This is a genomic window from Streptomyces sp. NPDC050548, from assembly GCF_044457385.1.
GTDB lineage: Bacteria > Actinomycetota > Actinomycetes > Streptomycetales > Streptomycetaceae > Streptomyces.
In genome coordinates this window covers 248,173-271,789 of sequence record NZ_JBITGV010000003.1, presented here as the reverse complement: position 1 = coordinate 271,789, position 23,617 = coordinate 248,173, and the positions used below count along the sequence as shown (strand labels likewise).

Sequence of the window (23,617 nt, the reverse complement as noted above, 5' to 3'; positions counted from 1 at the left end):
GCGGGTGCGGGTGCGTCGTGGCTGGGCGCGCAGTTCCCCGCGCCCCTCAAGGGGCGCGACACCGCGCCGGAGATTCAAGGACCCCTCCTTCCGTCGTTCCCTGGCTCTCTTTCGCGCCTTTCTGCATGAGCAGGATGAACCGGAGTTCTGCTACTCGCTCCTCGCCCTCGACGCCGCCGATCAAGTCGAGGCCTACGACGGCCCCGTCGCCGGTCGTACCGTCGTCGATGTCGGGGGCGGCAGTGGTTACTTCACCGAGGAGTTCCGGCGGCGCGGCGCCCACGCCTACCTCTTCGAGCCCGACGTACGGGAGTTGGGGGAGAAGCCGCCGGACGGGACGGTCATCGCGGACGGGTATCTGCTGCCCCTGTCCGACGGGGTCGCCGATGTGACCTTCTCGTCCAACGTCCTTGAGCACGTGGCCGATCCGCAGACGTTTCTCAGTGAGCTGACGCGGGTGACCCGGCCCGGTGGGCTGATCTATGTGTCGTTCACCAACTGGCTGTCCCCGTGGGGCGGTCACGAGTGGGCGCCCTGGCACTACCTCGGGGCCGAACGGGCCCGCGCCCGCTACCGGCGCCGTACCGGAAAGCCCGCCAAGCACACCCTCGGCGAGAACCTGTTCGCCGTGCACATCGGTGCCACCCTGCGGCAGGTCCGCGCCCGCGACGACGTGACAGTCGTCGCGGCGCGCTCCCGCTACTGGCCCTTCCTCGACCGAGCCGTCGTCAAGGCGCCCGGGATAAGGGAGTTGGCCACCTGGAACCTCCTCCTCATCCTCCGGCGGTGTCCACGATGACGGCGACCACGGTCCAGACACCGCCCCCGGCGGCCGACCCCACCACCACGACTCTGGCGGGGCCCCCGGAGGGCCCGAGGTCGTGGCGCCGGCTGCTGGGGTTCTGGGCCGTGGTGTTCGTGCTGTTCCTGGCCGTGCACCCGGGTCGGCAGACCTTCGACACCAAGCTCGGTGTCACCGTCGACCCGGGCCAATTCCTTTCCGACCTGGGGCAGTTGTGGCACGACCGGGGGTCCTTCGGCGGTATCCAGGACCAGTACGCGGGCTACCTCTGGCCGATGCTGCCGTTCTACTGGCTGGCCCACGCCGTGCACCTGCCGGTGTGGCTGGCGGAGCGCCTTTGGCTGTCACTGGTCGTCTCGGTCGCCTTCTGGGGCGCACTGCGGCTGGCCGAACGGCTGCGGGTCGGCAGCCCCGCGTCCCGGCTGCTCGCCGCCATCACCTACGCGCTGTGGCCGGTGTTCACGATCGTCGTCGGCTCGACCTCGGCCGCCGCGCTCCCCGGCGCCTTCCTCCCCTGGGTCCTGCTGCCGCTGACGAACGCGCGCTACACGGCCCGTGTGGCCGCCCTGCGCTCGGCGCTGATCGTCCCGTTCATGGGCGGGGTCAACGCGGCGGCGACCCTCGCGTCCCTGTTCCCGGTGGGCCTGTATCTGCTCTCCCGCCCGGCCGGACCACGGCGGCGCAAGCTGATCGCCTGGTGGGTGCCGGGGGTCATTTTGGCTACGGCCTGGTGGTGGATCCCGCTCCTCATGCTCGGTGTCTACGGCGAGAACTTCCTTCCCTACGTGGAGACTTCGCAGACCACGACGGACACCATGTCGGCGACGGAGGGTCTGCGCGGAGCCGGTGACTGGGTCGCCTATCTGCACCTCGGCGAGGCCTGGATACCGGCCGGCTGGACGGTCGCCTCCTCGGTGATCGTGATCGTCTGCTCGGCACTCGCGGCCGGGCTCGGTCTCGCCGGGCTGGCCCGCCGGGACATGCCGGAGCGGCGCTGGCTGGTGCTGATCGCGGTGTCGGTCGCGCTGATCCTGTTCGCCGGGTACGGCGGCTCGTTCGGGGCGCCCTTCCACGGGCTGGTCCAGGACTGGCTGAACGGCCCGCTCGTGCCCTTCCGCAACATCTACAAGTTCCAGGCGGGGCTCGCTCTCGCGCTCGTCCTCGGTCTGGCCCACCTGGTGGGTGTGGCGGCCGAGACACGCGGCGCCCGCCCGGTCCGGGGGCGCCGGCTCGCCCCGCTGATCGCGGTGGTCCTCGTCCTCCCCGGCCTTGCGTGGCCGTATCTCAACGGGTCGATCCTGAACCCGGGTTCGTTCCAGCAGCTCCCCAAGTACTGGCAGTCCACGGCCGATTGGCTGCACAAGTACTCCCCCGACTCCCGCGCCCTGGTCGTCCCGGCGACCGCGCACGGCATCTACACCTGGGGCTCCCCCATCGACGAGCCCCTCGACGTCCTCGCCAACTCCCGCTGGGCGGAACGGGATTACGTACCGATGGGCACCCCCGGCAACCGGCGCGCGATGGACGCGGTCGAGCAGGCGCTGGACTCCGGCGGCGAAGTCCCGGGCCTGGCCGCCTACTTGAGCCGGGCCGGCATCTACTACGTCGTCGTCCGCAACGACCTCGACCCCGACCAGATCGGCTATGTCCCGACGACCACCGTGAAACGCGCCCTGGAACAGTCCGGCTACCAGCGGGTGACCGGCCTGGGCCCCGTCATGACCGGCGGCCGGATAGCCAACGACACCCCGCTCCAGGTCGAGGGCCTCTATCCGCGCCAGCGGGCGGTGGAGATCTACGAGCCGACGAGCAAGGACGTGGTCCGGCCGGGCCAGGCGGGCCTGACGCCGGTGGCCGACACGGCGGTGGTCTCCGGCGGACCGGAGTCCCTGCTGCCCCTCGCGAGCGAACTCCGTGGCCGGGCGACGGTGTTGACGGGAGACAACCACCCGGGGCTGGGCTCCCCCACCCTCCAGATCCTCGGTGACGGACTGCGCCGCGCGGACACCCGGTTCGGCCTTGTCGACGCCAACACGTCGTACACGTACACCCCCGACGAACGCAACGCGCCGGACGCCGTCCAGGACGCGGGCAAGAAGCCGAAGCAGATCCTGCCGACCAAGGGCATCGCCCACCAGACGGTGGCCGAGCTGCGCGGCGCGCGCTCGGTGACGGCGTCCTCCAGCGGCAACTGGCTGTTCCAGCTGCCCCAGTTCGACCCGGTGAACGCCTTCGACGGCAACCCCGACACCGCGTGGGCGGAGGGCGCGGCGGGCTCGCCGAACGGGCAGTGGCTGCGCATCGGCTTCACCGGCGGGGCGTACGACATGCCGGGTTCGTTCAAGGTGGCCCCGCTCCCGCAGGAGAGCGTGCGGGCGGCGGCCACGGAGGTGAAGGTGGAGACGGCGAAGGGCTCGGTGACCAGCTACCTCCGGCCGAACGGCATGACGCAGACGGTCAAATCCCCCTCAGGCGCGACGAGTTGGATGAAGCTGACGATCGTCGACTCGGTGGCCCGCCGCACCGGACTCACCGGCGCGGGCTTCTCCGAGATCGCCCTGCCGCACGTCCAGGTCACCCGGCTCCTGAAACTCCCCACCGACGCGAACGGCTCCGACTCGGCCGCCGAGATCATCTCCCTGCACCGCACGGCCGACCCGACCGGACTCTCCCCGACAGGCACGGAAGCGGGCCTGCACCGCACGTTCTCGACGCCGACGGCGGGAACGTACGAGATGAAGGCGAGCGCGGTGGCCATCCCCGGCGAGGAGTTGGACAGACTCCTCTACGAGGTGGCCCCCGCCCAGCAGCACCGCATCACGGCCACGGCGGACTCCACGGCGGCGCTCGGGGCAGGCCTCTCGGCCCGCAACCTGACGGACGGCGACCTGACGACGGGCTGGGTGGCGGGCGACCGTCCGACCATCCATCTGTCCTGGACCGGTAAACAGGCAGTGGGCGAAATGGTGTTGGCCCCTGCGGGCGGTCTCTCGACCCGTGCGACCGAGGTCGACATCAGCTCGCCCGACGGCGCGACGATCGCCGGCGTCGACGAGAACGGCGTGATCCGCTTCGACCCGATCACCACGGACCGGCTCGACATCACGATCACGAAGACGGCCCCGCTCACGCTCCACAACCCGGTGGCCGACGAGAACCTCCAACTCCCCGTCGGCCTGTCCGAGGCGTACATCCCGGCCCTGGACCAGTACCGCACCCCCCAGCCCGACCCCACCCGCACCTTCACGCTGGCCTGCGGAAAAGGCCCGGTGGTGGCGGTCGACGGCGAGCTGTACCAGACGAGCGTGACGGGGGCGGTACGGGACCTGACCGAACGCCGGGCCGTGAACGTGACGCTCTGTCAGGAGAGCCGGGACGACCCGGCGTTGGAGCTGGCCTCGGGCTCGCACCGGGTCGAGGCGGGCGACGCGGGACCCCTCTCCCTGACGGACGTGACACTCACCCGGGGAACTGTCACACCGGCGACGGAGACCGGTCGGGACCTACGGGTCGTGGACTGGCTCGGCGACCGCCGCGAGGTGACGGTCGGCTCGGGCACGGCCTCCTACCTCACCACGTACGAGAACTACAACGACGGCTGGAAAGCCACCCTGAACGGCAAGGAGTTGTCCCCGGTCCGCCTCGACGGCTGGCAACAGGGCTGGCGCGTCCCCGCAGGCGCGGGCGGCACGATCAAGCTGTCCTACACCCCGGCGACAACGTACGAGGCGGGCCTCATCGGCAGCGGGGCGGCCGTGGCCGTCCTCCTGGCCCTGGTGATCTGGCGCCGCCGAGAGCCCAACCCCGACGAACTCCAACCGCCCCCGCCCTTGCCCGGGTTGTGGCTGGGCACGGTGGCACTGACGCTGGTGGGAGTGGTGATCGCGGGCTGGTTCGCGCTGCTGGTCCCGGCGTTGGCGTTGCTGGCATACCGCCGCCACTCGCTGCTGGTCCCGATCGCTTTCGTGGCCCTGGCGGGCGCGGGAATCATGGCGGCGACGGGCGCCGGCGACCCAGTGGGCGCGGGCGAGGGCGCGTTCAGCCGCGCGGCCCAACTCCTGGCGCTGATCGGGTTGTGCGCGGGGCTGGTGAGCGTACGGGAGTGGCGGGACCCGGAGACCCCGGACTCGACACTGGTCCTGCCGGCGTCACCGGCGCCGCTGCCGCAACGGGAGCGGGGGGCGAGCGCGATGGGCGAGCCGTCGGGAGGCGAAGGCAGGCCAAGTACCTGGGAGGAGCTGCACGCTGGCGAGGGCCCGGGGGCGATCGAGTCCGGCCCCACGATCTCGGCACGCGGCCCGGGCCACCAGGAGTCTCAGCCGACGTCACCACAAAGCGCCCCGAAAGGGGCGCGGGGCCGTGACATCAGCGGCTCCGCCGCGCGGGCGCGCCCAGCCCCCACGCACCCGCGCCAAAAGGACGACCCCCAATGACCACACTCGACCACCCCCGCTCCCCAACCCGCATCCCTTTCCCCACAGTCGACGAAATAGCCCGCCACTGCCACCAGTCCACCGAACCGGAAACCGTCCACATAGAGGTCCACCTCCCAGGCCCCGTAGACCCCGAACGGCTCCGCACCGCCTTCACCCAGGCCCTGCACCACCACCCCCGCATCCTCATGCGCGAGGCCCCGGGCCCCTGGTACCGCCGCCGCTACGAATGGGAGTTGACCGCCGACCCGGACGTGGAGGTGCTGACCTTCACGCCCGCCACCCCCGACGCCCTCAAACACGCCCGCACCCGCTCCCTCGACCACACCCCACCCCTGACCGCATCCCCACCCATCCGCCTGGAAGCCGTCGAACTCCCCCACGGCACCGCCCTCCTGCTCACCGTCAACCACACCGCCCTCGACGGCCCCGCCTGCCTCCGCATCCTCGCCACCGCAGCGGAGTTGTACGGCGGTCGCTCCAACGCCCCGACCGCCCCACCGACCCGCCCCCCGGACACCCCCGAACCCCCCACGGCCACCCCCTCCGTTTGGACCCCGCCCGCCCGTGTCGCCCCCGGCACCCCCGACCTCTCCCCCGGCGGCAACGGCCTCCTCCTCACCGAACTCTCCGTCCCGCACCGCCCCAAGGGCTCCCCGTACACCGTGAACGACCAACTCATGGTCACGACGGCCCTGATGATCGCCCACTGGAACCGCGAGCACGGCGCACACCCCCGGCCCCTGCGCATCACGATGCCCGTCGACGACCGCCCCCGGGGCACGGACATGCCCATCGGCAACGGCACCCGACTCGTCGAAGTCACCTTCGCCCCGCACGAGTTGACCACCGACCCCACCAAGATGGGCGAACTGCTCCACCGCACGGCGACCCGCACCCGCGCGCTCAAAGCCCTCCCACGCCCTCAACTGGGCCACGGCGCCGCCCTGTTGACGGCCCCCGTCGTCCCCGTCGCCTGGCGGGCCACCCTCACCCGGGGCCTGCGCAGAGCCGCCGCGCCCTGGACCTCGACCACCCTCCTGAGCAACATCGGCCGTATCCCGTACGCCCTGGACTTCGGCGACACCGCCGGCCGCGCGCACGCCGTGTGGTTCTCGGCCCCGGCCCGCATGCCCCGCGGCTTCACCGTGACCACCGCCTCCACCGCAGGAAAGCTGCACATCGCCCTGCGCTGGTCCCGCACCCTCCTCGGCCCCGGCGACGGCGCCCACCTCCGCGACCTGTTCGAGCGCTACCTGCACACGACGGAGGAGCACGAGGCATGACGACCACCGCCCCGCACCACCCCGGCCTCCGCGACTTCTACGAGAACCCCGCCGTCCCGGTCGCCTCCGGCCCCTCCCGTACCCTCCGCCAGGCCCGCGTCCTGGCCACCGCCCTCGGCCCGGCCGCGGAGCAGCCCCGCACGATCCTCGACATCGGCTGCGGCGACGGCACCGCCGCCGCAACCGCCGCACCCCTCCTCCCCGGCCACCGCGTCATCGGCGTCGACTGGTCCCAGGACGCCCTGTCCCGCGCCCGAACTCACCTGCCGTACACGGTCCGTGGGGAGCTCACCGCGCTGCCGCTACGGACGGCCGTCGCCGACGCCGTGCTGTTCAGCGAGGTGATCGAGCATCTCGTCGACCCGGACACGGCGCTCACCGAGATCCGCCGGGTACTGCGTCCAGGAGGCCATCTCATGCTGTCCACACCGAACTTGGCGGCCTGGTACAACCGCGCCCTGCTGCTCGCCGGCGTCCAGCCCGTGTTCTCGGAGGTGAGCCTGCGCGCGATCCACGGCCGCCCGGGCAAGGAGGTCGTAGGACATCTGCGGCTCTACACCCCGCGCGCGCTACGGGAGTTCGTGACGGCGGCCGGCTTCACGGTCGTAGGCCTCAAGGGCGCCCCCTTCCACGGCGTACCGCGGCCGTTGCGCCCCCTCGACCGACTGGCCTGTGCCAGACCGCAGTTGGCGTCGATCCTGCTGCTGCACGCGCGGAAGACGTAGGGGGCGCGGCCGTGTGGTGGGGAGTGGCCGCGGCCCTGTTGGCGAACGTGCTGTACAGCACCGGTTTCGTGCTGGAGAAACGGGCGCTCACGGCCCTGCCCGAGGTGACGGTCCGTCAACCGGCCAGGCTGCTGCGGCTGGTGCTGGGCAGCCCGCTGTGGATCGGCGGGTCCCTGGCCCTCGCCGCCGGGTTCGGCGCGCAGCTCGCCGTGTACCGGACGCTGCCGATCGCCGCCGCGCAGGGCATCTTCGTGTCCGGTCTGGTGCTGCTGGTGCTGCTGTCCGCGCGCCTGCTCGGCGAGCGGACCAGCGGCCGGGAACGGTACGCGCTCGGCGCGATCCTCGCCGCCCTGCTGATGGTCGTACTGTCGCTGAAGGAGGGCTCGGACCACGTCAGCCGTGCCGCGCCCTATCCGCTGATCCTGCTGGTGTGCGTGCCCTCGCTGGCGGCCGGCGTCTGGCTGTACCGGTCCACCGAGCGCCGCGCGGCCCACCGGCACCGGCTGCCCACCACGGGCGTCGAATACGGCGTGGCGGTGGGCCTGTTGTACGGGGTCAGCTCGCTCGCCATCAAGGGGGTGTCGAGCTTCCTGACCACAAGTGACCTGTCCGGGGCGGTGGTTGACCTGCTGCGGTCGCCGTATCCGTATCTCCTGCTCTGCACGGGCGCGTTCGGCCTGGTGATGTCCCAGGCGGCGCTGCAACGGTGCCGGGCCTCGCTGATCGTGCCGGTCAGCACGACGGTGACGAGCCTGTTCACGGCGGTGCTCGGCACCCTCGCGTTCGGCGAGGCGCTGCCGCACGATCCGCTGCGCCTGGCCCTGCGCATCGGAGGCACGACCCTGGCGGTCACCGTCCTGCTGACCATGCCGAAGCACGACAACGCGCCTCAACCACCGGTCGAGGCCAAGGAGTTGACTCCCCCATGAACCCGGACGACCCCCTGCTGAAGATCCTGGCCTGCCCGCTCGACAAGGGCCCACTGCACCTGCTCCCGACAGACGCCCTCTACAACCCGCGTCTGCGCCGCCGTTACCCCATCGTCGACGGCATCCCCCAGCTCCTCCCCTCGTCCGGAGAACAAGTGACGGACGACGAAGAGCACTTGGAACTCCTCAAGCGGATGACCCGATGACAACGACTCTCACCGCCCGCCTCGCGCCCTTCCTCCCCACCCGCCTGGTCGCCGCCACCGCCCGCGCCGTCTACCCCCGCTTCGAACCCGAACTGGCCCGCCTGGACGACCTGTTGCCGCCCGACTGCGGCACGGCGGTCGACGTCGGCGGCTGGTACGGCCCCTGGACGCACCGCCTGTGGAGACGCGCGCGCCAGGTCGTGACCGTCGAACCGGTCCCCCACCTGGCACGACTGCTCGCCGCTGCCGCCCCCGCGCACGCCCGGGTGATCACGGCCGCCGCCTCCGACCGCCCCGGCACCGCCCGCCTGTGGCTGCCGCCGGACGACGAGGGCGACCGGGGTGTGTCCTCGCTGGTCCGCCGGGACATCCACGCCCGTGCCGTGCACGTCCCCTGCGTCACGCTCGACGGCCTGGGCCTCAAGGACGTCGGCTTCATCAAGATCGACGTGGACGGCAACGAACTGGCCGTCCTCCACGGCGCGACCGGCCTCCTGACCCGCGACCGCCCCGCACTCTTCGTCGAACTGGAGTCACGCATCCAGCCGATCGCGCCGGTGGTGACGTACCTGTCCCTGCTGGGCTACGAGGGCTGGGTCCTGCCGGACACCACCTGGACAAGACTGTCGGCCTTCCCCCTGGAGGAACACCAGGCCCGGACCTCGTACGTCGTCTCGCAGGGCCTGCTGCGCCGAGTCCTGCCCTTCGCCCGCGGCCCCCGCTACGTCAACTCGGTCCTGTTCCTCCCCGACGGCCGCAGCCCTGGCGTCGATGTCGATGCCGATGTCAGTGCCGTGCGCGACGATGGATCGCATGCCCGACGCGAAACGCCCCGCGAGCCCCTTCGGCCCCCTCGACTTCCAACTCGTCCTGCTGCGCCGCATGGCGGACCACAACCCGGACCTGGTCGAGGACGCCCGTCATGAGCTGGGCGTCTCGATCGCCGACATGCGCGAGGCCAACAAGCGCTGGCAGGCGATGCTGCACGCCCCGAGAGGCCGGGCCGCCGCCTCGCGCTACCGCTCGATCCTCGGCACCCCGGAATCCACCGTGAACAGGAAGATCGGCGACCTGGAGTGCGAGGCCCGGCAGTGGCCGGTCCCCCTCTGGCCCGACCTCCGCTTCGAGGTGCTCACGGCCCCGAACGGCGCCGTATGGAACGAATGGCTGGTCCGCGCCCCCGGCGCCACACCCCCACCCCTCCACACCCTCGACGACCTGACCCCCTGGTCCTGCACGGTCGACGAGACGGCCCGCGCCTTCGCCCCCGCCCGCCCCCTGGAGGGCACGGCCCCCACCCGCTGGGGGCTCGCCTTCACCGCGCCGGACGGACAGGGCGTACGACATCGGTGCGCGGCCGAGTTCACCTGGGGGCTGCTCCAGAGAACGGCGATCAGCGACTAGTGGCAGCCGCGAGCACCGCCCCCACCACCACCCCCACCGACCCCGGATGCAGATCCAGAAAGAGATTCGGCTCGACCAGCTCCAGTTCCATCACACACGGCTGTCCATCAGGCCCGTCGACGAGATCCACCCGCGCGTACAGCAGCTCCGGCGCGTCCGGTACGGCGGCCAACGCCCGCTCCGCGACGGTGAGTTCGGCCTCCGTGGCGGTCCACGGTTCCAGGTCCGGGTGGGACACCTTGTCGTCGTCGTAGGCCGTGCCCCGCGACAGCACGGCACCCTTGCGGGAGGCGTGGACGTACCGCCCGCCGAAGAACAGCAGCGCCCGCTCCCCGCTGACGTCCACGTTCGTGAGGTACGGCTGCACCATCGCGGTGAAGCCCTCCGCGTGCATGCGCTCCAGTTGTCGTACGGCCGTCTCGTGCTCGTCGGGTGTGTAGCGGGCGGCGAAGCGGGCGCCCGCGCCGGAGGTCGGCTTGACGACGTACTCGTGGTCGTCGGGGAGGTCGACCGGGTCGCCGGCGGCGACATAGCGGGTCGGTACGACGGGTACGCCGGCCGCCGCGAGGGCGCCGAGGTAGCGCTTGTCGGTGTTCCAGCGCACGACCTGCGCCGGGTTGGCGAGCCGTGTCGCCTTGCCGACCCGCTCGGCCCAGGCCACGAACTCGGCCGCCCGCCAGCTGTAGTCCCAGGTCGAGCGGATGAGGACGAGGTCGTAGCCGGCCCAGTCGGTCTCCTCGTCGTCCCACGGCACGGCTACGGCCTCGGCCCCGGCCGCCCGCAGCGCCTCGACCAGTACCGGGAGGTCGCGGTCCTTGCTGGGTTCCGGTCCGGGGTCGTAGGTGGCGAGCGCGATTCGGGGCACGGGAGTCTCCAGCTTCGTACGGCGGTAGATCGTTTCGGCAGGGTAACCACAGCCCGCGCAACCGGGGCAACCGGATTGACCTTCCCCATTGGTGAAGCCCCAGCATCGGTGGCGGAACCGGAGAGACCCGGAGAGACAGGGGGCGTGCATGAGCATGCTGACGATCGGGGCCTTCGCGCGGGCGTGCAGGCTGTCGCCGAAGGCGCTGCGGCTGTACGACGAGCTGGAGCTGCTGCGGCCGGCGCGGGTGGATCCCGACACCGGATACCGCTACTACGCGGTCGAGCAGCTGGAGCGGGCCCGGCTGGTCGCGTGGCTGCGGCGGCTGGGCATGCCGCTGGCCTCGATCCGTGAGGTGTGCGCCCTCGAACCGGCCGCCGCCGCCCGTGAGATCCGTGCCTTCTGGGCCCGGGTCGAGGCGGAGACGGCGGTGCGGCGGGATCTCGCCGGGTTCCTCGTCGACCATCTCGCGGCCACAGCGGCCGTACCCGGAAAGGACACCACCATGCTCGAACTTCGTTACTCCGCCCACTCGGACCGCGGGCAGGTCCGCCCCTCCAATCAGGACACCGCCTACGCGGGCGCGCGGCTGCTCGCGGTCGCGGACGGCTTCGGCCCGGCGGGCGGGCCCGCGAGCAGCGCGGCCGTGGAGGCGCTGCGTTTCCTGGACACCGAGGAGGTGTCGGCCGGCAATGTGCTCAATCTGCTGGAGGAGGCGGTACGGGGCGCCACCGACGCGGTCCGTGACGCGGCCGATCCCGCCGAGAACGGCACGACCCTGACCGCGCTGCTGTGGACGGGCTCGAAGCTGGCGCTCGTGCACATCGGGGACTCGCGCGCGTATCTGCTGCGCGAGGGCGGGCTGTTCCGGATCACCCACGACCACTCGGTGGTCCAGTCGCTGATCGACGAGGGCCGGCTGACCGCCGAGGAGGCCGGGTCCCACCCGCAGCGCTCCCTGCTCCTGAAGGCCCTCACCATCGGCGACCCCGACCTGAAACTCCACGACGCCCGCCGCGGCGACCGCTATCTGCTGTGCTCGGACGGCCTGACCGGGGTCGTCCCCGAGCACCGGATCCGTGAACTCCTCACGGCGGGCCTGGACCCGGAGGAGACGGTACGGTCCCTGGTCGACGCGGCGAACGCGGCCGGGGGTCCGGACAACATCAGTTGTGTGGTGGCGGACGTGGTGTAGGAACGGGGGTGTCCCCGACGTCCGGGGACCCATGCCCCCGACGACCAAGGAGCGCGCCGCGTGTCCACCCTCTTTCCGGCCCTGACGAACCCGGGCGGGCAGCCCGCTCTCAGGTTCGGTGACCGGTCCCTGACGTACGCGGAGCTGGGCGCGGCGGCGGACGCGCTCGCGGTCCGGTGCACGGGCAGCGACCGGGTCGCCGTGTGGGCCACCAACTCACTGGAGACGGCGGTCGCCGTGGTGGCGGCACTGCGGGCCGGGGTGGCCGCGGTGCCGCTCAACCCGAAGTCGGGCGACAAGGAGCTGGGGCACATCCTGACGGACAGCGCGCCCGCTCTGGTACTGGCCGCGCCCGGCGACGAACTCCCTCCCGCGCTACGGCAGTTGGAGCGCGTCGATGTCGATGTGCGGGGTGTCGGGGGCGGGGGTCCGGCCGTCTCGCCGGACGACGAGGACCCCGCCCTCGTCGTCTACACCTCCGGCACCACCGGCCCGCCCAAGGGTGCCGTGCTCCCGCGCCGGGCGATCGCCACGACGCTGGACGCGCTCGCCGACGCCTGGCAGTGGACCGGCGAGGACATCCTCGTGCAGGGACTGCCGCTGTTCCATGTGCACGGTCTTGTGCTGGGGATCCTGGGCCCGCTGCGGCGCGGCGGCTCGGTGCGGCACCTGGGCAGGTTCAGCACGGAGGGCGTGGCGCGGGAGCTGAACGACGGCGCGACCATGCTGTTCGGCGTCCCGACGATGTACCACCGCATCGCGGAGACCCTCCCCGACGACCCCGGACTCGCCAAGTCCCTTGCCCGGGCACGGCTGTTGGTCTCCGGTTCGGCCGCGCTGCCGGTCCACGACCACGAGCGGATCGCGTCGGCGACCGGGCGCCGGGTGATCGAGCGCTACGGCATGACGGAGACCCTGATGAACACGAGTGTCCGGGCGGACGGCGAGCCGCGTGCCGGGACGGTGGGGGTCCCGCTGCCGGGCGTGGAGCTGCGGCTGGTCGAGGAGGACGGCACACCGCTTCCGGTGCCCGACGGCGAGAGCGTGGGCGAGATCCAGGTGCGCGGGCCGAACCTGTTCACGGAGTACCTCAACCGGCCCGACGCCACGGCCGCCGCGTTCACCGCCGACGGCTGGTTCCGCACCGGGGACATGGCGGTGCGCGACCCCGACGGCTATGTCCGGATCGTCGGCCGCAAGGCCACCGACCTGATCAAGAGCGGGGGTTACAAGATCGGCGCGGGCGAGATCGAGAACGCGCTGCTCGAACACCCGGGGGTGCGCGAGGCCGCCGTCACCGGTGAACCGGACCCCGACCTGGGCGAGCGGATCGTGGCCTGGATCGTGCCGGTGGACCCTCAATCCCCGCCGGAACTGGCCGAGTTGGCCGACCACGTGGCGAGCCGTCTGGCCCCGCACAAGCGCCCGCGTGTCGTCCACCACCTCGCCGCGCTCCCCCGCAACGACATGGGGAAGATCCTCAAGCGCGCCCTGGCCGATGGCTGACCGCCGGTCCGCCCGCGAGATCCTCGCCCTCGTGACGGACGACCGGACCTTCACCGAACTCACCCACCCCGTACGGGAGTCCGGGCCCGACGGCCCCCTCGCCTGGCAGGGCTACGACGCCTCGCGGGCCCGTGCCGCCGACCGCACCGGCGAGTCGGAGTCGGTGGTGTGCGGTACGGCGACGGTCGGGGGCACGCGGGCGGTGCTGATCGCCTTCGAGTTCGGTTTCCTGGGCGGTTCGCTGGGCGAGCGCACCGGGGACCGGCTGGAGTCGGCGTACACGTACGCCCGTGAACACCGGTTGCCGGTCGTGCCGTTGGTGGCCACCGGGGGCAGCCGGATGCAGGAGGGCATGATCGCTCTCACTCAACTCCAGCGCGTGGCACGGCAGTCGGTGCTCACCAGGGAGGCCGGGCTGGCGCAGATCGCGGTGCTGCGGGACCCGACCACGGGCGGCGGCTGGGCCACGCTGGGCGCGGGCGCCGACGTGGTCCTGGCGCTGCCCGGCGCCCAGGTCGGCTTCGCGGGCTCCCGGGTCCGCCCGCCGGACGCGGACCCCACGGCGTACACGGCCGAGGCCCAGGTGGCGGCGGGCGCGGCCGACGCGATCGTGGGACCGGAGGAACTGCGGGAGACCCTGGGGCGGTGGCTGCGGCTGCTGACCACGCCGTGGGCCGGGCAGGCACCGGTACCGGCGCCTCTGGGGTCCACCGGCCTCCCGGCCACCGGCTGGGAGGCCGTACGGCGGGCCCGTGCACCTCAACGCCCGCGTGCCGAGCGCTACTTGGACGACTACTTCACCCACCGGCTGGCGATCAGCGGGGACCGGTGCGGTGGTACCGACGCGGGCATGCTGTGCGGGTTCGGGGAGCGGGCGGGGCGGACGATCGCGTTCGCCGCGCAGGCCGGGACGGCGACGCGGCCTGCCGGGTATCGGACCGCGGCGCGGCTGCTCCGGCTCGCGGACCGGCTCGGGGTGCCGGTGCTGACGCTGGTGGACACCCCGGGCGCGGCGAACGACGCCGAGGCGGAGCGGCAGGGCGCGGGGGCGGCCATCGCGGACCTGTTCGGTGCGGTGGCGTCCGTGCGGGTCCCGGTCACCACGCTGCTGATCGGCGAGGGCGGTTCCGGGGGTGCGCTGGCGCTGGCCGCGCCGGGCAACACCTGGGCCACGCCGGACAGTTACTTCTCGGTGATCGCCCCGGAGCCGGCCACCGCGATCCTGAAGCGGGCGCCGGCGGAGACGGAGCGGACGGCGGACCAACTCCGGGTCCGTCCCGAGGACTTGGCGGAGCTGGGGGTGACCAGGACCGGGCCCGTGTGAGCGACGGGCAGTCATGAGAACACCCTCCGGCACTCTTTACGTGTTACTTACTTAGGACATAACAGACAAATAACCCATTCAGCGGCACCCCGCCCGGCCCACCACAAGACGCGCCGACCGCCCCGCCCCCGCACGATGCGAAAGAGGCCCGCCGCCCGGCGACGCCCCGGTCCGCTCTCGGGAGAACCTTCCATGACCGTCAGTCTGGAGCAGTTGCGACGCTGCCATTTCGCCGTCGACCTGGGAGCCGCCCGCACCCGTGTCTACGTCAAGGGCGCCGGGCTCGTCGTCGACCAGCCGTCCGCCGCCGCCGTGAACACGCGGACCGGCGCGCTGATCGCCGTAGGAGAGTTCGCGGAGAAGATGACGGGCCGTACGCCCGACTACATCCGGGTCGTCCGGCCGGTCTCCGGCGGCACGGTCGTCGACATCGAGATGGCGCAGCGCATGCTCCGGCACCTGATCGGCGACAAGGTCCGCCGCGCGCTGCGCCGCAAGCCCCGGCTGCGGGCCGCCGCCTGCACCCCGCACGACGCCGATCCGCTGGCGCAGCGGGCCGCGATCGAGACGCTGGTCGGGCTCGGGGCGCGCCGGGTGGAGCTGGTCGACACGCTGATCGCCGCCGCCGTGGGCTGCGGGCTCCCGGTGGAGCGGCCCGAGGCCACCATGATCATGGTGTGCGGGGCCGCCGCGACCCAGGTCGCCGTGCTCTCCCTCGGCTCGATCGTCACCGCCGAACGCATCCCGGTGGGCGGCGAGGCCGTCGACCACGCGATCGTCCAACACCTGCGCCACGAACACGAGTTGATGCTCCCGAGCCAGTCCGTACGACCGCTGCAGCTGGCCCTGTCCGGCAACGGCCTCACCCCGCACGGCCCGACCACCACCGAGATCCACGGGCGGGACGTGGCGAGCGGCCTCGCGCGTTCCGTACGGGTCGACACCGCGGCCGTACGGGACGCCATCGAGACCCCGCTGACCGCCGTGCTCGACGGGATCGGCCGGGTGCTGCGCAACTGCCCGCCCGACCTGGTGGCCGACCTCGCGGACCGCGGGATCATGATGGTCGGCGGCAGCGCGCTGCTCCCCGGCTTCGACCAGATGCTGCGCGCGGCGACCGGGATGCCGGTGCACATCGCCGAGCGGCCGGACGTGTGTGCCGTACAGGGCCTGGGCTACATGCTGGAGGGCAAGATCGAGCCGCTGGTCCTGGACCCGCTGGCGAGCACCTGAGCCCGGAACCGGCCGACCCCGGCACCGGCGTCCCCGACCTCTCCCGCCTCCTCGAAGCCGTCCTGAGCGTCGGTTCCGAGCTCGAACTGCGCACCACCCTTCAGCACATCGTGGACGGCGCGGCCGAGCTGACCGGCGCGCGGTACGCGGCGCTCGGCACGACGGACCCCGGGCAGGACGGCCTCACCGAGATCCGCACCGGCGGGGCACAGGCGCCGCCCGAGGGCGTGCTCAGCGTGCCGATCCACGTCCGCGACGAGGTCTTCGGCCACCTCCACCTGGCCGGCAAGCGGCCCGCCGCCCCCTTCACCGCCGAGGACGAACAGCTGCTGCACGTCCTCGCCGCGCAGGCCGGCATCGCCATCGGCAACGCCCGCCTGTACGAGACGGCCCGGCAGCGCGAGCGCTGGATCGAGGGCGCGGCGGCCGTCACCACCGCGCTGCTCACCGGGGAGCGGGCGGCCGACGCGCTGCTGACCGTCGCCGAGAGCGCCCGGGCCCTCGCCGACGCCGACGCGGGGGTGATCCTGCAGCCCACCGAGGCGGGCGGCATGGAGATCGTCACCGCCTCCACCTTCGAGGACCCGGGCGACATCGTCGGCACGACCATCGCGCCCGGCAGCCCCGTCCTGGTCCAACTCCTGGGCGGCGAACCGGTGTTCATCGACGACTCGGCGACCGACCCGCGCATGACGACGCATGTACGGCACCGGTTCGGCCCCAGCATGATGCTGCCGCTCCAGACCGAGGGCCGTCTCATCGGCACGCTCGCCCTCCCCCGCCGCCCGGGCGACCGCCCCTACACGGCCGTGGAACGGTCGCTGGCAACGCAGTTCGCGTCCCAGGCCGCCCTCGCGCTCGTCCTGGCCGACGCCCGGCACGGCCGGGAACGCCTCGCCGTCTACGAGGACCGCGACCGCATCGCCCGCGACCTGCACGACCTGGTAGTCCAACGGCTGTTCGCCACCGGCATGTTGCTGGAGTCCGCCCAGCGCAGGGGCGGACCGACCGATCCGGCCCACGGGGCCCTCGGCCGCGCCGTCGACGAACTCCAGTCGACGGTCCAGGAGGTGCGCACGGCGATCTTCGCCCTGCAGCAGCCGCCGGCGGAGGCACCGACCGGCCTGCGCGGCAAGGTACTTCGGGAGACGGCGGCCACCCTCGCGGTCCAGCCCTCGACCCGCTTCAAGGGCCCGGTGGACACCCTCGTCCCCGACGGGGTGGCGACCCGGCTCCTCGCCGCGCTGCGCCGCGCCCTGGCCACCGCGTCCCGTGACCCCGGCGCCGCCCGCCTGGAGATCACGGTCGACGTGACGACACCCCTGCCGGACGGCCGGGACGCCGTACGGCTGAGGGTGTACAACGGCGAAGGCACGACGGTGAGTTGGCGGTCGCCCCTGTGAGACGGGGCCGCTCGCGTCAGTAGGGCAGGATCCGCCCCGACGGCGTCCTGCGGTCGATGGTGTCGTCGCGGGGCGCGGCGGGCCGGCGAATCACGCGAACACGGATCTGTCGGTTCATGGCGCCCTCCCGAGGCTCATATCTCCTATGCCCCTCTCCTATGCCCCACACTCTTCCTCTCGACTCCCAAGAACATCGCCCTTGCGGAGGCACTTGGTCTGCCTCCCTGGAAGGAGTGACGAGGGGCCGGCTACTCCCGGAGGAGGAGACCGGCCCCTGAGGCGGGCGAGGGGTTCAGCTCAGGCCCAGGTCGGACAGCGCGGTCGTCCAGTCCGTGAGGATCGCGTTCCGGGCTTGAGAGAGCGTGACGGTGCCGGCACAGACGGCCTTCTTGAGCTTGTTCTCGACGGTGTCCTTGTTGGCGGCGGTCTTGGTGCCGTACTCCGGCTCGGGCCAGAGGTTGAGCGCACTCTTGGGGGAGCCGCCGAGTTCGAGGGGGACGAAGTGGTCCTCCTCGTAGTCCGAGGTGCTGGTGTCGGTGTAGCCGTACTCGACGATCTGCGTCTTCTTCAGCGCGGTGGTGTAGGAGCTGGACGGCCGGACGGTCGCGGTCCACCCGGAGACGCAGATGGTGGTGTCGATGGTGGACTGGGTGACGTCCGGGTTGAAAGCACCGGGCTGGCAACTGGGGTCGGGGAGCGGGAGGTAGGCCTGGCTGCAGCTCTGTGCGTGCGCGGTGCCCGCGGCGACCGTGAGGCCGGCGGCGGCGAGGGCGAGGGAGGAGAGGGCGGTGACCACGGAGCGGGATATTCGGGGCATGGGGGGGATCTCCCGTAGTGGTGCCCGGCAGGGATTCCGGGCGGTCGTGAGCATGACAGCACCGGGATCATCTATGCGGGTAGAGCCTTTGCCGGTCCCGAAGATCAATTTGTTGAATGTTTCAGTAAGTCGGGGCCGACGGAGGGCAACTCATGGCCCGCGCTTGGTTGTCGGCACCGCACACCGACCCGTTCGCAGGCCCCGCCTAACGTGGGGCCCATGACCACGTTGACGCTTCTGCACCCCGGCGCCATGGGCGCGAGAGTCGGCGGCCAGGCGGCCCTCGCGGGTGCCCGGGTGCTGTACGTCCCCGCCGGCCGCAGCTCCGCCAGTCTCCAACGGGCCCTGGACGCGGGCCTGGAGGCGGCCGGGTCCCTTCAATCCGCCCTGGCGGCAAGCGACTTCGTACTGTCGGTGTGCCCGCCGCACGCGGCGGAGGACGTGGCGCACGAGGTCCTCACGCACCCCTTCCGGGGCGTGTACGTCGAGGCCAACGCGATCAGCCCGGACCGTACGAGGCGGATCGCGGCGGCGTGCGCGGAGCGCGACGTGCCGATGCTCGACGGCTCGATCGTCGGGGGCCCGCCGGGGCCGGGCAGCGCCCCGCGCCTCTATCTGAGCGGCGACGGGAAGGAGGTGGCCGGGGTGGCGGCGGTGTTCGAGGGCACCCAGGTGCTGGCCCGTCCCCTCGACGCCGGGATCGGTGCCGCGTCGGCGCTGAAGATGTCGTACGCCTCGTACCAGAAGTCGGCCCGGGTGCTGGCCGCCGTCTCGCACGCGCTCGCCGCGAGCCACGGCGTGGCAGCCGAACTCGCCCTGGAGGCAGCCTCGTTGACGTCCAACATCCTCGCCGAGACCGATCAGCTGCCGAGCGTCGCCGCCCGGGCCTGGCGCTGGGCACCGGAGTTGGAGGAGATCGCGGCGACACTGCGCACGGCGGGACTGCCGCCGGAACTGGCGGAGGGCGCGGCGAGCGTGCTGCGCCGGTGGGACGGCGACAAGGACCGCGTCGACCTGCCGTTGGCGGAGGTGCTCGGTCACCTCCGCACGGAGAGGTGACTCAGGGGGCCGACACCGTGGGCCCGAAGGAGGCCGACGCCGCGGGCCCGGCACCGCGCAACTCCTGTACGGTGCCGCCGAGTCGGGCCCGGAACCCCTCCAGCAGCTCCGGCCGCGCACTGACCACCCAGCGGGTGCCGACGAGGTACTTGCCGCCGTAGACGGCCGCGGTGTCGAGCCAGGTCACCTTGAACCGCTCCTCCGGGAACGTGGTGATCCGGTACTCGCCCTGCTTCGTACGGCACTGCCCCTCACGCAGTTCCTCCGCCTCGACCCGGATCTCGGCGGTGCACCCGGTCAGCCCGGCGATCACCTCGACCTTCGCCGGAGCGACGACACCGGCCTCGGGAGCGGCGGTCACGGCGGCCACCCGCTTGCGCTCCTCCGCACCCTCGCCCTCACCGCCACCGCACGCCACGGCGAGCGGGAGCAGGGCGAGCGCGGCGCCACGACGGAGGCGGGCGGTGTGTCCTCGGGTGGGCTGTGGCATCTGTGTCTCGGGGGTCATGTCAGGGGGTACGGAGGTGTCGCGGCGGCTGTTCAAGCGGATGGAGTCCTCGGCGTACGGGTCACCCCATGCCGTAGAGCGTCTCCAGGTCGACCAGTTGGACACCGGGGTCCGACCGCGCGGACGCATGCGCCTTGTCGTTGAAGCCGGCGCCGCTGAGGCACAGGAGGCGGGTGCCGGTGGTGTCGTAGCGTCCCGCTTGGGTGATGAGATCGCGGATGTGCTGGAGACGCTCGATGTGGGCGATGCCCATGGTGTCGTTCCACTTGGCCTCGCCGATGGCCAGGAGCGGCGGCTTGGAGCCGTCGGCGATGCCGATGACCGCCACGTCCACTTCGTGTCCGACACGAGCCTTGGGATCGTGCACCACTCCGTGGCCGACCCGGGCGGGCAGACCGCCGATCAGTTCCGGGTCGGCGTGACGCAACGCCCAGTCGCGGCAGACCTGTTCGAAATGCGGGCCGAGGACGTTGCTGGTGAAACGGTGGCGGCTGGCCTGCCAGACCCGGGCCGCACTGCCGGGGCGCTCCAACTGGTCCCAGACCGGTCGCATGATGGCGTGGTAGAAGCCGATCAGCGGTTCGGCGATGCGGTAGGTCGGGCGGTTGTCGCGGAAGGCGTCGGCGTCCCGGTGCAGCAGGCCGGCGTCCTCAAGGACGTTGATGGGGTGCGCGATGTCAGTGGCCTTGCGTTCCAGGTATCCGGCCATACCCCCACGGGTCGCGTTCCCGTCGGCGACCGCGGCCAGCACGGACAGGTACAGGGCCGTGTCCCGCAGGTCGGGCTCTTCCGCGAGCAGATAGCGGGCCTCGCGGAACAAGGGGGTCTCCGGGTTGAGGACGGTCCGGACGACCCAGTCGTCGAAGTCCCCGGCCCCGTTCGGGGTGTCGCCGCGGGCGAATTCACGTCGATACGCGGGTGTACCGCCGACGATCGCGTTGACCTGCAGGGCCAGGCGCGGGTCCGTGATGTTCCAGAATTCGGCCGCGAGGCGGTGGTCGAGAGGGCGGACCACCAACTCCAGCCCCGCCCGGCCTCGTAGAGGAGCGTTGCCGGCCAGCAGTCTGCCCATGAAGGACAGCGCCGAGCCGCACAGCAGCAGCCGGGTGCGGGAGGCGCCACGCTGGTCGCGCAGAGTCCGCAGGGCTTCCTGAACGATCGAGGGAAGCTCCGGGTTCGCCTTGGCGAGGTACGGGAACTCGTCGATCACGACGGGCACGGGCCGTTCGGCGCCCAGCGCGAGGAGCGCGTCGACGGCCTCGGCCCAGTCGGCGAAGTGGTACGGGCTGCTGGGTCGCGCATGTGCGGTCAGCGCGGCGCTGATGCGCCGCAGGGACTCGGCATCGGCGGCCTCGGTCGCCCCGAAGTAGAACCCGCCCGCGGCCCGGCAGGCCGCGTCGAGCAGGAACGTCTTACCCTGCCGGCGCCGTCCGGAGACGATGCCGAGCGTCGCTCCGGGCGTTTCGTCCTCGATGAACCGGGTCAGCGCCGACCACTCGTGGTCACGGTCGAACATCTCGACGGGCTTGTCCACGCTCCTCCGATCCCCGGATATAGAACCACACAACTATAAACTGTACCCCTATATTCATAACGAGCCGTGTCGGCATGTCGGCCAATGCGCACAGGCCGGCCTCCGGGAAGGAACTCATGACGCACCGCACCTCGGACACCGCGCCGGACACCGCCGCCGCCTCCCTCCTGGAGACCGACCCGCCCCGGCACACCCGGCTCAGGTCCCTGGTGTCCTCGTTCTTCGCGGGCCGCAGGATCCCTTCGTTCGAACCGCTGATCGCGGCGGAGGTGGATGCCCTGCTCGACGGGCCACTCCCCCGCCCCCGGCCGCTCCGCGCGCCGAGGTGATCGCGGGCGGCGATCGAACAGCCGCCGTTCGTCCCGGCGAGCACCTGGAACCGCTTCTTCCTGCCCCTCGCGAACCAGCCGACGCGAACGGTCCACGATCCGGGGGCAGTTCTGGAAACGGCGGTACGGCACTGGGCCTCGCGCAAGCCGCGACTGGCTCCGGCTCGGCCGAATCCCTGGACTCTGCTCACGACGTGAGGCCACTCTCCGGGACCGTGTCGTCGGCCCCGAGTTCCAGATGGAGTTCGTAGCCGCCGTCGGTCGTCGGCCCTGAGGTGATGGTGCCGCCGAGGAGTGCGGCGCGCTGGCGCAGGCCGACGAGACCGTGGTGGGCTCCGGGGAGCGGGAGTGCGGGGCGGGTGGCGGCGGTGTTGGTGACGGTGGTGCGCAGGGTGCCGTCGCGGTGGTGGATGCGGACGGTCGCGGTGGCGCCGGGGGCGTGTTTGCGGACGTTGGTGAGTGCCTCCTGGACCGTGCGGTAGACGGCGCGTTGGAGCGTGGGCGGGAGTCCGTGGGGCAGATCGGTCTCCAGCCGGGTCTCGATGCCGCTGGCGTCGATCAGCTGGCGCAGATCGGCGAGGGACGGCTGGGGTGTGAGTTCGGTGGGGCGGCTGCCCGAGGCGCGCAGGACGCCGACCATGTGCCGCAGCTCCTCCAGGGTCTGCACGCTGAGCCGGCGGATCGTGGCCCCGGCCGCTCTCGCCTCGGCGTCCGGGCTGCCGACCTGGAGTGCGCCGGCGGTGACGGCGATGAGACTGACCTGGTGCGAGACCACATCGTGCATCTCGCGGGCGAGTTGGGCGCGCTCCTTCGCCAACACGGCCTGGGCGCTGAGGAGTTCCTCCTGCTCGCGGGCCGCCGTGATCTCGGCGAGCCGGAGCGTCAACTCGCGCCGGGCCTGCACGAGTTGGCCGAGGAAGACCGGGGCGGCGGCCGTGGCGAGGGTGTAGGTGAGGTGGACCAGGCTGTAGGTCTCGTCGAGTTCGTCGACATCGAGGGACGTCCACGGCCAGGGCATGAAGTCCACGGTGGCGAAGGCCAGCGCGCAGCCCGCGAGCAGTGCGCGGTGACGGCAGAGCGAGGAGAGGGTGTACAGCGCGGCCATCGTGGCGAACGCCGCGTCGCCGATCAGGGCGGAGGGCAGCGTGAGGGCGAAGGCAAGCAGCGGGCGGTGGCGGCGCAGCGTGAGAGCCAGGGCGGCGAGGAGGCCGTAGGCGGTGGCCGGGTGGTTGTCGCTGTCGAAGTTCACCCACAGGTCCAGCAGCGCGACACCGACCAGCAGCGCGTCCAGCAACAGGGCGGGCGGACGTGGGGAGTTCATCGGGCGGCTCCGTCCTCGGGCGGCTTGAGCAGCCCGGCCCGTTCGGCGATCAGCGCGGCCTGCACCCGGTTGTCGACCCGCAACTTCTCGAAGACGACGCTGACATGGCCTTTGACGGTGCCGTTGCTCAGATGGAGCCGTTCGCCGATGTCGGTGTTGGAGAGGCCCTCCGCCAGCAGCACGAGGACGGCACGTTCGCGCCCGCTCAGCAGGTCGACGAGCCGGACGGCGTAGGGCTCACGCCCGCCCTGGTCGAGGAAGCTGTCCACCACCGTGCGTATGACCTGCGACGACAGTACGGTTCCGCCCTCGGCCAACGTGCGGATCAGATACGGCAGTTGCTCGGGGTCGGTGTCCTTGAGGAGGAAACCGGCCGCGCCGGAACGCAACGCCGCCTCGACGTACTCGTCGGTGTCGAACGTCGTCAGCATGGCCACCACGGGAGGGTCGGGCAGCCGGCGCAGCTCGGCCAGGACGGTCAGTCCGTCCACATCGGGCATCCGGATGTCGAGCAGGACGACATCGGGACTCAACTCCCTTACGGCCTTGAGGGCTTGGCCACCGGGAACCGCCGCCACCGCTCCGATGTCGTCCGAGGCGTTGAGGATGTGGGTGAAGCCGGTGCGGACGAGAGCCTCGTCGTCGACCACCAGGACACGGATCATGGGCGGTGTGCTCCTCAACTGCCTGTCGTACGAGGGTCGTTCGAGGGGTGGCGGGTTCGGGTGGTCGGGTGTG

General features: G+C 72.0%; 21 protein-coding genes. 15 read left to right on the top strand and 6 right to left on the bottom strand.

What is annotated here, in order from left to right:
• The first annotated feature begins 4 nt into the window (after positions 1-4).
• Genes ACIBJH_RS11330 through ACIBJH_RS11295 form a run of 8 tightly spaced genes read left to right on the top strand, consistent with a single transcriptional unit; the run spans position 5 to position 9,785 of the window.
• Entirely contained in the window at positions 5-799 is a 795-nt protein-coding gene (locus tag ACIBJH_RS11330; RefSeq protein ID WP_399116928.1) for a class I SAM-dependent methyltransferase, read from the top strand.
• The gene (locus ACIBJH_RS11325) at positions 796-5,235 is read left to right on the top strand and encodes an alpha-(1->3)-arabinofuranosyltransferase family protein (RefSeq protein ID WP_399116927.1); all 4,440 of its coding nucleotides are present in this window, start codon (positions 796-798) and stop codon (positions 5,233-5,235) included. Before ACIBJH_RS11330 ends, ACIBJH_RS11325 begins: the two co-directional genes overlap by 4 nt.
• Positions 5,232-6,521: a condensation protein gene (locus ACIBJH_RS11320; RefSeq protein ID WP_399116597.1), complete on the top strand. Its 1,290-nt coding sequence runs from the start codon at positions 5,232-5,234 to the stop codon at positions 6,519-6,521. Before ACIBJH_RS11325 ends, ACIBJH_RS11320 begins: the two co-directional genes overlap by 4 nt.
• Positions 6,518-7,246, top strand: a complete 729-nt coding sequence (locus tag ACIBJH_RS11315; protein ID WP_399116596.1) for a methyltransferase domain-containing protein — start codon at positions 6,518-6,520, stop codon at positions 7,244-7,246. Before ACIBJH_RS11320 ends, ACIBJH_RS11315 begins: the two co-directional genes overlap by 4 nt.
• Before the next feature lie 23 nt (positions 7,247-7,269).
• Positions 7,270-8,175 carry a hypothetical protein gene (locus tag ACIBJH_RS11310; RefSeq protein WP_399116926.1) on the top strand — a complete coding sequence of 302 codons (906 nt, stop codon included), beginning with the start codon at positions 7,270-7,272 and terminating at the stop codon, positions 8,173-8,175.
• A complete protein-coding gene (locus ACIBJH_RS11305; protein ID WP_399116595.1) occupies positions 8,172-8,381 on the top strand; it encodes a Trm112 family protein in 210 nt (69 codons plus the stop codon). Before ACIBJH_RS11310 ends, ACIBJH_RS11305 begins: the two co-directional genes overlap by 4 nt.
• Positions 8,378-9,307, top strand: a complete 930-nt coding sequence (locus ACIBJH_RS11300; RefSeq protein WP_399116594.1) for an FkbM family methyltransferase — start codon at positions 8,378-8,380, stop codon at positions 9,305-9,307. The genes ACIBJH_RS11305 and ACIBJH_RS11300 overlap by 4 nt, the downstream gene beginning before the upstream one ends.
• A complete protein-coding gene (locus tag ACIBJH_RS11295) occupies positions 9,195-9,785 on the top strand; it encodes a hypothetical protein (protein ID WP_399116593.1) in 591 nt (196 codons plus the stop codon). The genes ACIBJH_RS11300 and ACIBJH_RS11295 overlap by 113 nt, the downstream gene beginning before the upstream one ends.
• On the opposite strand, the gene ACIBJH_RS11290 is transcribed toward ACIBJH_RS11295, so the two are convergent.
• Positions 9,775-10,650, bottom strand: a complete 876-nt coding sequence (locus ACIBJH_RS11290; protein WP_399116592.1) for a RimK family alpha-L-glutamate ligase — start codon at positions 10,648-10,650, stop codon at positions 9,775-9,777. The genes ACIBJH_RS11295 and ACIBJH_RS11290 overlap by 11 nt on opposite strands.
• 148 nt (positions 10,651-10,798) lie before the next feature.
• On the opposite strand from ACIBJH_RS11290, the gene ACIBJH_RS11285 reads away from it, so the two are divergent.
• From ACIBJH_RS11285 to ACIBJH_RS11265, 5 genes are all read left to right on the top strand, one after another.
• A complete protein-coding gene (locus ACIBJH_RS11285; protein ID WP_399116591.1) occupies positions 10,799-11,845 on the top strand; it encodes a MerR family transcriptional regulator in 1,047 nt (348 codons plus the stop codon).
• A gap of 60 nt (positions 11,846-11,905) precedes the next feature.
• Positions 11,906-13,351 (top strand): acyl-CoA synthetase, encoded by a 1,446-nt coding sequence (locus tag ACIBJH_RS11280; RefSeq protein WP_399116590.1) that lies wholly within the window; start codon positions 11,906-11,908, stop codon positions 13,349-13,351.
• Positions 13,344-14,675 (top strand): carboxyl transferase domain-containing protein, encoded by a 1,332-nt coding sequence (locus ACIBJH_RS11275; RefSeq protein ID WP_399116589.1) that lies wholly within the window; start codon positions 13,344-13,346, stop codon positions 14,673-14,675. Before ACIBJH_RS11280 ends, ACIBJH_RS11275 begins: the two co-directional genes overlap by 8 nt.
• A gap of 192 nt (positions 14,676-14,867) precedes the next feature.
• A complete protein-coding gene (locus ACIBJH_RS11270; RefSeq protein WP_399116588.1) occupies positions 14,868-15,908 on the top strand; it encodes a rod shape-determining protein in 1,041 nt (346 codons plus the stop codon).
• Positions 15,905-17,311: a GAF domain-containing protein gene (locus ACIBJH_RS11265; protein WP_399116925.1), complete on the top strand. Its 1,407-nt coding sequence runs from the start codon at positions 15,905-15,907 to the stop codon at positions 17,309-17,311. Before ACIBJH_RS11270 ends, ACIBJH_RS11265 begins: the two co-directional genes overlap by 4 nt.
• A gap of 292 nt (positions 17,312-17,603) precedes the next feature.
• Here the strand turns inward: ACIBJH_RS11265 and ACIBJH_RS11260 are convergent, their stop codons facing one another.
• Positions 17,604-18,128 (bottom strand): hypothetical protein, encoded by a 525-nt coding sequence (locus ACIBJH_RS11260; RefSeq protein WP_200710016.1) that lies wholly within the window; start codon positions 18,126-18,128, stop codon positions 17,604-17,606.
• A 219-nt stretch (positions 18,129-18,347) separates the two neighbouring features.
• Between ACIBJH_RS11260 and ACIBJH_RS11255 the strand changes: the two genes are divergently transcribed.
• Positions 18,348-19,187, top strand: a complete 840-nt coding sequence (locus ACIBJH_RS11255; protein WP_399116587.1) for a DUF1932 domain-containing protein — start codon at positions 18,348-18,350, stop codon at positions 19,185-19,187.
• A 1-nt stretch (position 19,188) separates the two neighbouring features.
• Here ACIBJH_RS11255 and ACIBJH_RS11250 read toward each other — a convergent pair whose 3' ends face one another.
• Both ACIBJH_RS11250 and ACIBJH_RS11245 read right to left on the bottom strand, forming a co-directional pair.
• A complete protein-coding gene (locus tag ACIBJH_RS11250; protein ID WP_399116586.1) occupies positions 19,189-19,695 on the bottom strand; it encodes a hypothetical protein in 507 nt (168 codons plus the stop codon).
• Between the two features lie 61 nt (positions 19,696-19,756).
• Positions 19,757-21,229, bottom strand: coding sequence for an ATP-binding protein (locus ACIBJH_RS11245; RefSeq protein WP_399116585.1), 1,473 nt, complete (start codon positions 21,227-21,229; stop codon positions 19,757-19,759).
• A 116-nt stretch (positions 21,230-21,345) separates the two neighbouring features.
• Between ACIBJH_RS11245 and ACIBJH_RS11240 the strand changes: the two genes are divergently transcribed.
• On the top strand, positions 21,346-21,558 hold the full coding sequence (locus ACIBJH_RS11240) for a hypothetical protein (protein ID WP_399116584.1): 213 nt from the start codon (positions 21,346-21,348) through the stop codon (positions 21,556-21,558).
• A 187-nt stretch (positions 21,559-21,745) separates the two neighbouring features.
• On the opposite strand, the gene ACIBJH_RS11235 is transcribed toward ACIBJH_RS11240, so the two are convergent.
• On the bottom strand, positions 21,746-22,879 hold the full coding sequence (locus ACIBJH_RS11235) for a sensor histidine kinase (protein ID WP_399116583.1): 1,134 nt from the start codon (positions 22,877-22,879) through the stop codon (positions 21,746-21,748).
• On the bottom strand, positions 22,876-23,544 hold the full coding sequence (locus ACIBJH_RS11230) for a response regulator (RefSeq protein ID WP_399116582.1): 669 nt from the start codon (positions 23,542-23,544) through the stop codon (positions 22,876-22,878). Before ACIBJH_RS11230 ends, ACIBJH_RS11235 begins: the two co-directional genes overlap by 4 nt.
• Positions 23,545-23,617 lie beyond the last annotated feature (73 nt).

What these genes read in the sequence shown, in the direction of transcription:
- ACIBJH_RS11325 (WP_399116927.1), top strand. Translation starts at nt 796, where the DNA reads ATGACGGCGACCACGGTCCAGACACCGCCCCCGGCGGCCGACCCCACC.
- ACIBJH_RS11320 (WP_399116597.1), top strand. Translation starts at nt 5,232, where the DNA reads ATGACCACACTCGACCACCCCCGCTCCCCAACCCGCATCCCTTTCCCC.
- ACIBJH_RS11315 (WP_399116596.1), top strand. Translation starts at nt 6,518, where the DNA reads ATGACGACCACCGCCCCGCACCACCCCGGCCTCCGCGACTTCTACGAG.
- ACIBJH_RS11305 (WP_399116595.1), top strand. Translation starts at nt 8,172, where the DNA reads ATGAACCCGGACGACCCCCTGCTGAAGATCCTGGCCTGCCCGCTCGAC.
- ACIBJH_RS11300 (WP_399116594.1), top strand. Translation starts at nt 8,378, where the DNA reads ATGACAACGACTCTCACCGCCCGCCTCGCGCCCTTCCTCCCCACCCGC.
- ACIBJH_RS11295 (WP_399116593.1), top strand. Translation starts at nt 9,195, where the DNA reads ATGCCCGACGCGAAACGCCCCGCGAGCCCCTTCGGCCCCCTCGACTTC.
- ACIBJH_RS11285 (WP_399116591.1), top strand. Translation starts at nt 10,799, where the DNA reads ATGAGCATGCTGACGATCGGGGCCTTCGCGCGGGCGTGCAGGCTGTCG.
- ACIBJH_RS11275 (WP_399116589.1), top strand. Translation starts at nt 13,344, where the DNA reads ATGGCTGACCGCCGGTCCGCCCGCGAGATCCTCGCCCTCGTGACGGAC.
- ACIBJH_RS11270 (WP_399116588.1), top strand. Translation starts at nt 14,868, where the DNA reads ATGACCGTCAGTCTGGAGCAGTTGCGACGCTGCCATTTCGCCGTCGAC.
- ACIBJH_RS11260 (WP_200710016.1), bottom strand. Translation starts at nt 18,128, where the DNA reads ATGCCCCGAATATCCCGCTCCGTGGTCACCGCCCTCTCCTCCCTCGCC.
- ACIBJH_RS11255 (WP_399116587.1), top strand. Translation starts at nt 18,348, where the DNA reads ATGACCACGTTGACGCTTCTGCACCCCGGCGCCATGGGCGCGAGAGTC.
- ACIBJH_RS11250 (WP_399116586.1), bottom strand. Translation starts at nt 19,695, where the DNA reads ATGACCCCCGAGACACAGATGCCACAGCCCACCCGAGGACACACCGCC.
- ACIBJH_RS11240 (WP_399116584.1), top strand. Translation starts at nt 21,346, where the DNA reads ATGACGCACCGCACCTCGGACACCGCGCCGGACACCGCCGCCGCCTCC.
- ACIBJH_RS11235 (WP_399116583.1), bottom strand. Translation starts at nt 22,879, where the DNA reads ATGAACTCCCCACGTCCGCCCGCCCTGTTGCTGGACGCGCTGCTGGTC.
- ACIBJH_RS11230 (WP_399116582.1), bottom strand. Translation starts at nt 23,544, where the DNA reads ATGATCCGTGTCCTGGTGGTCGACGACGAGGCTCTCGTCCGCACCGGC.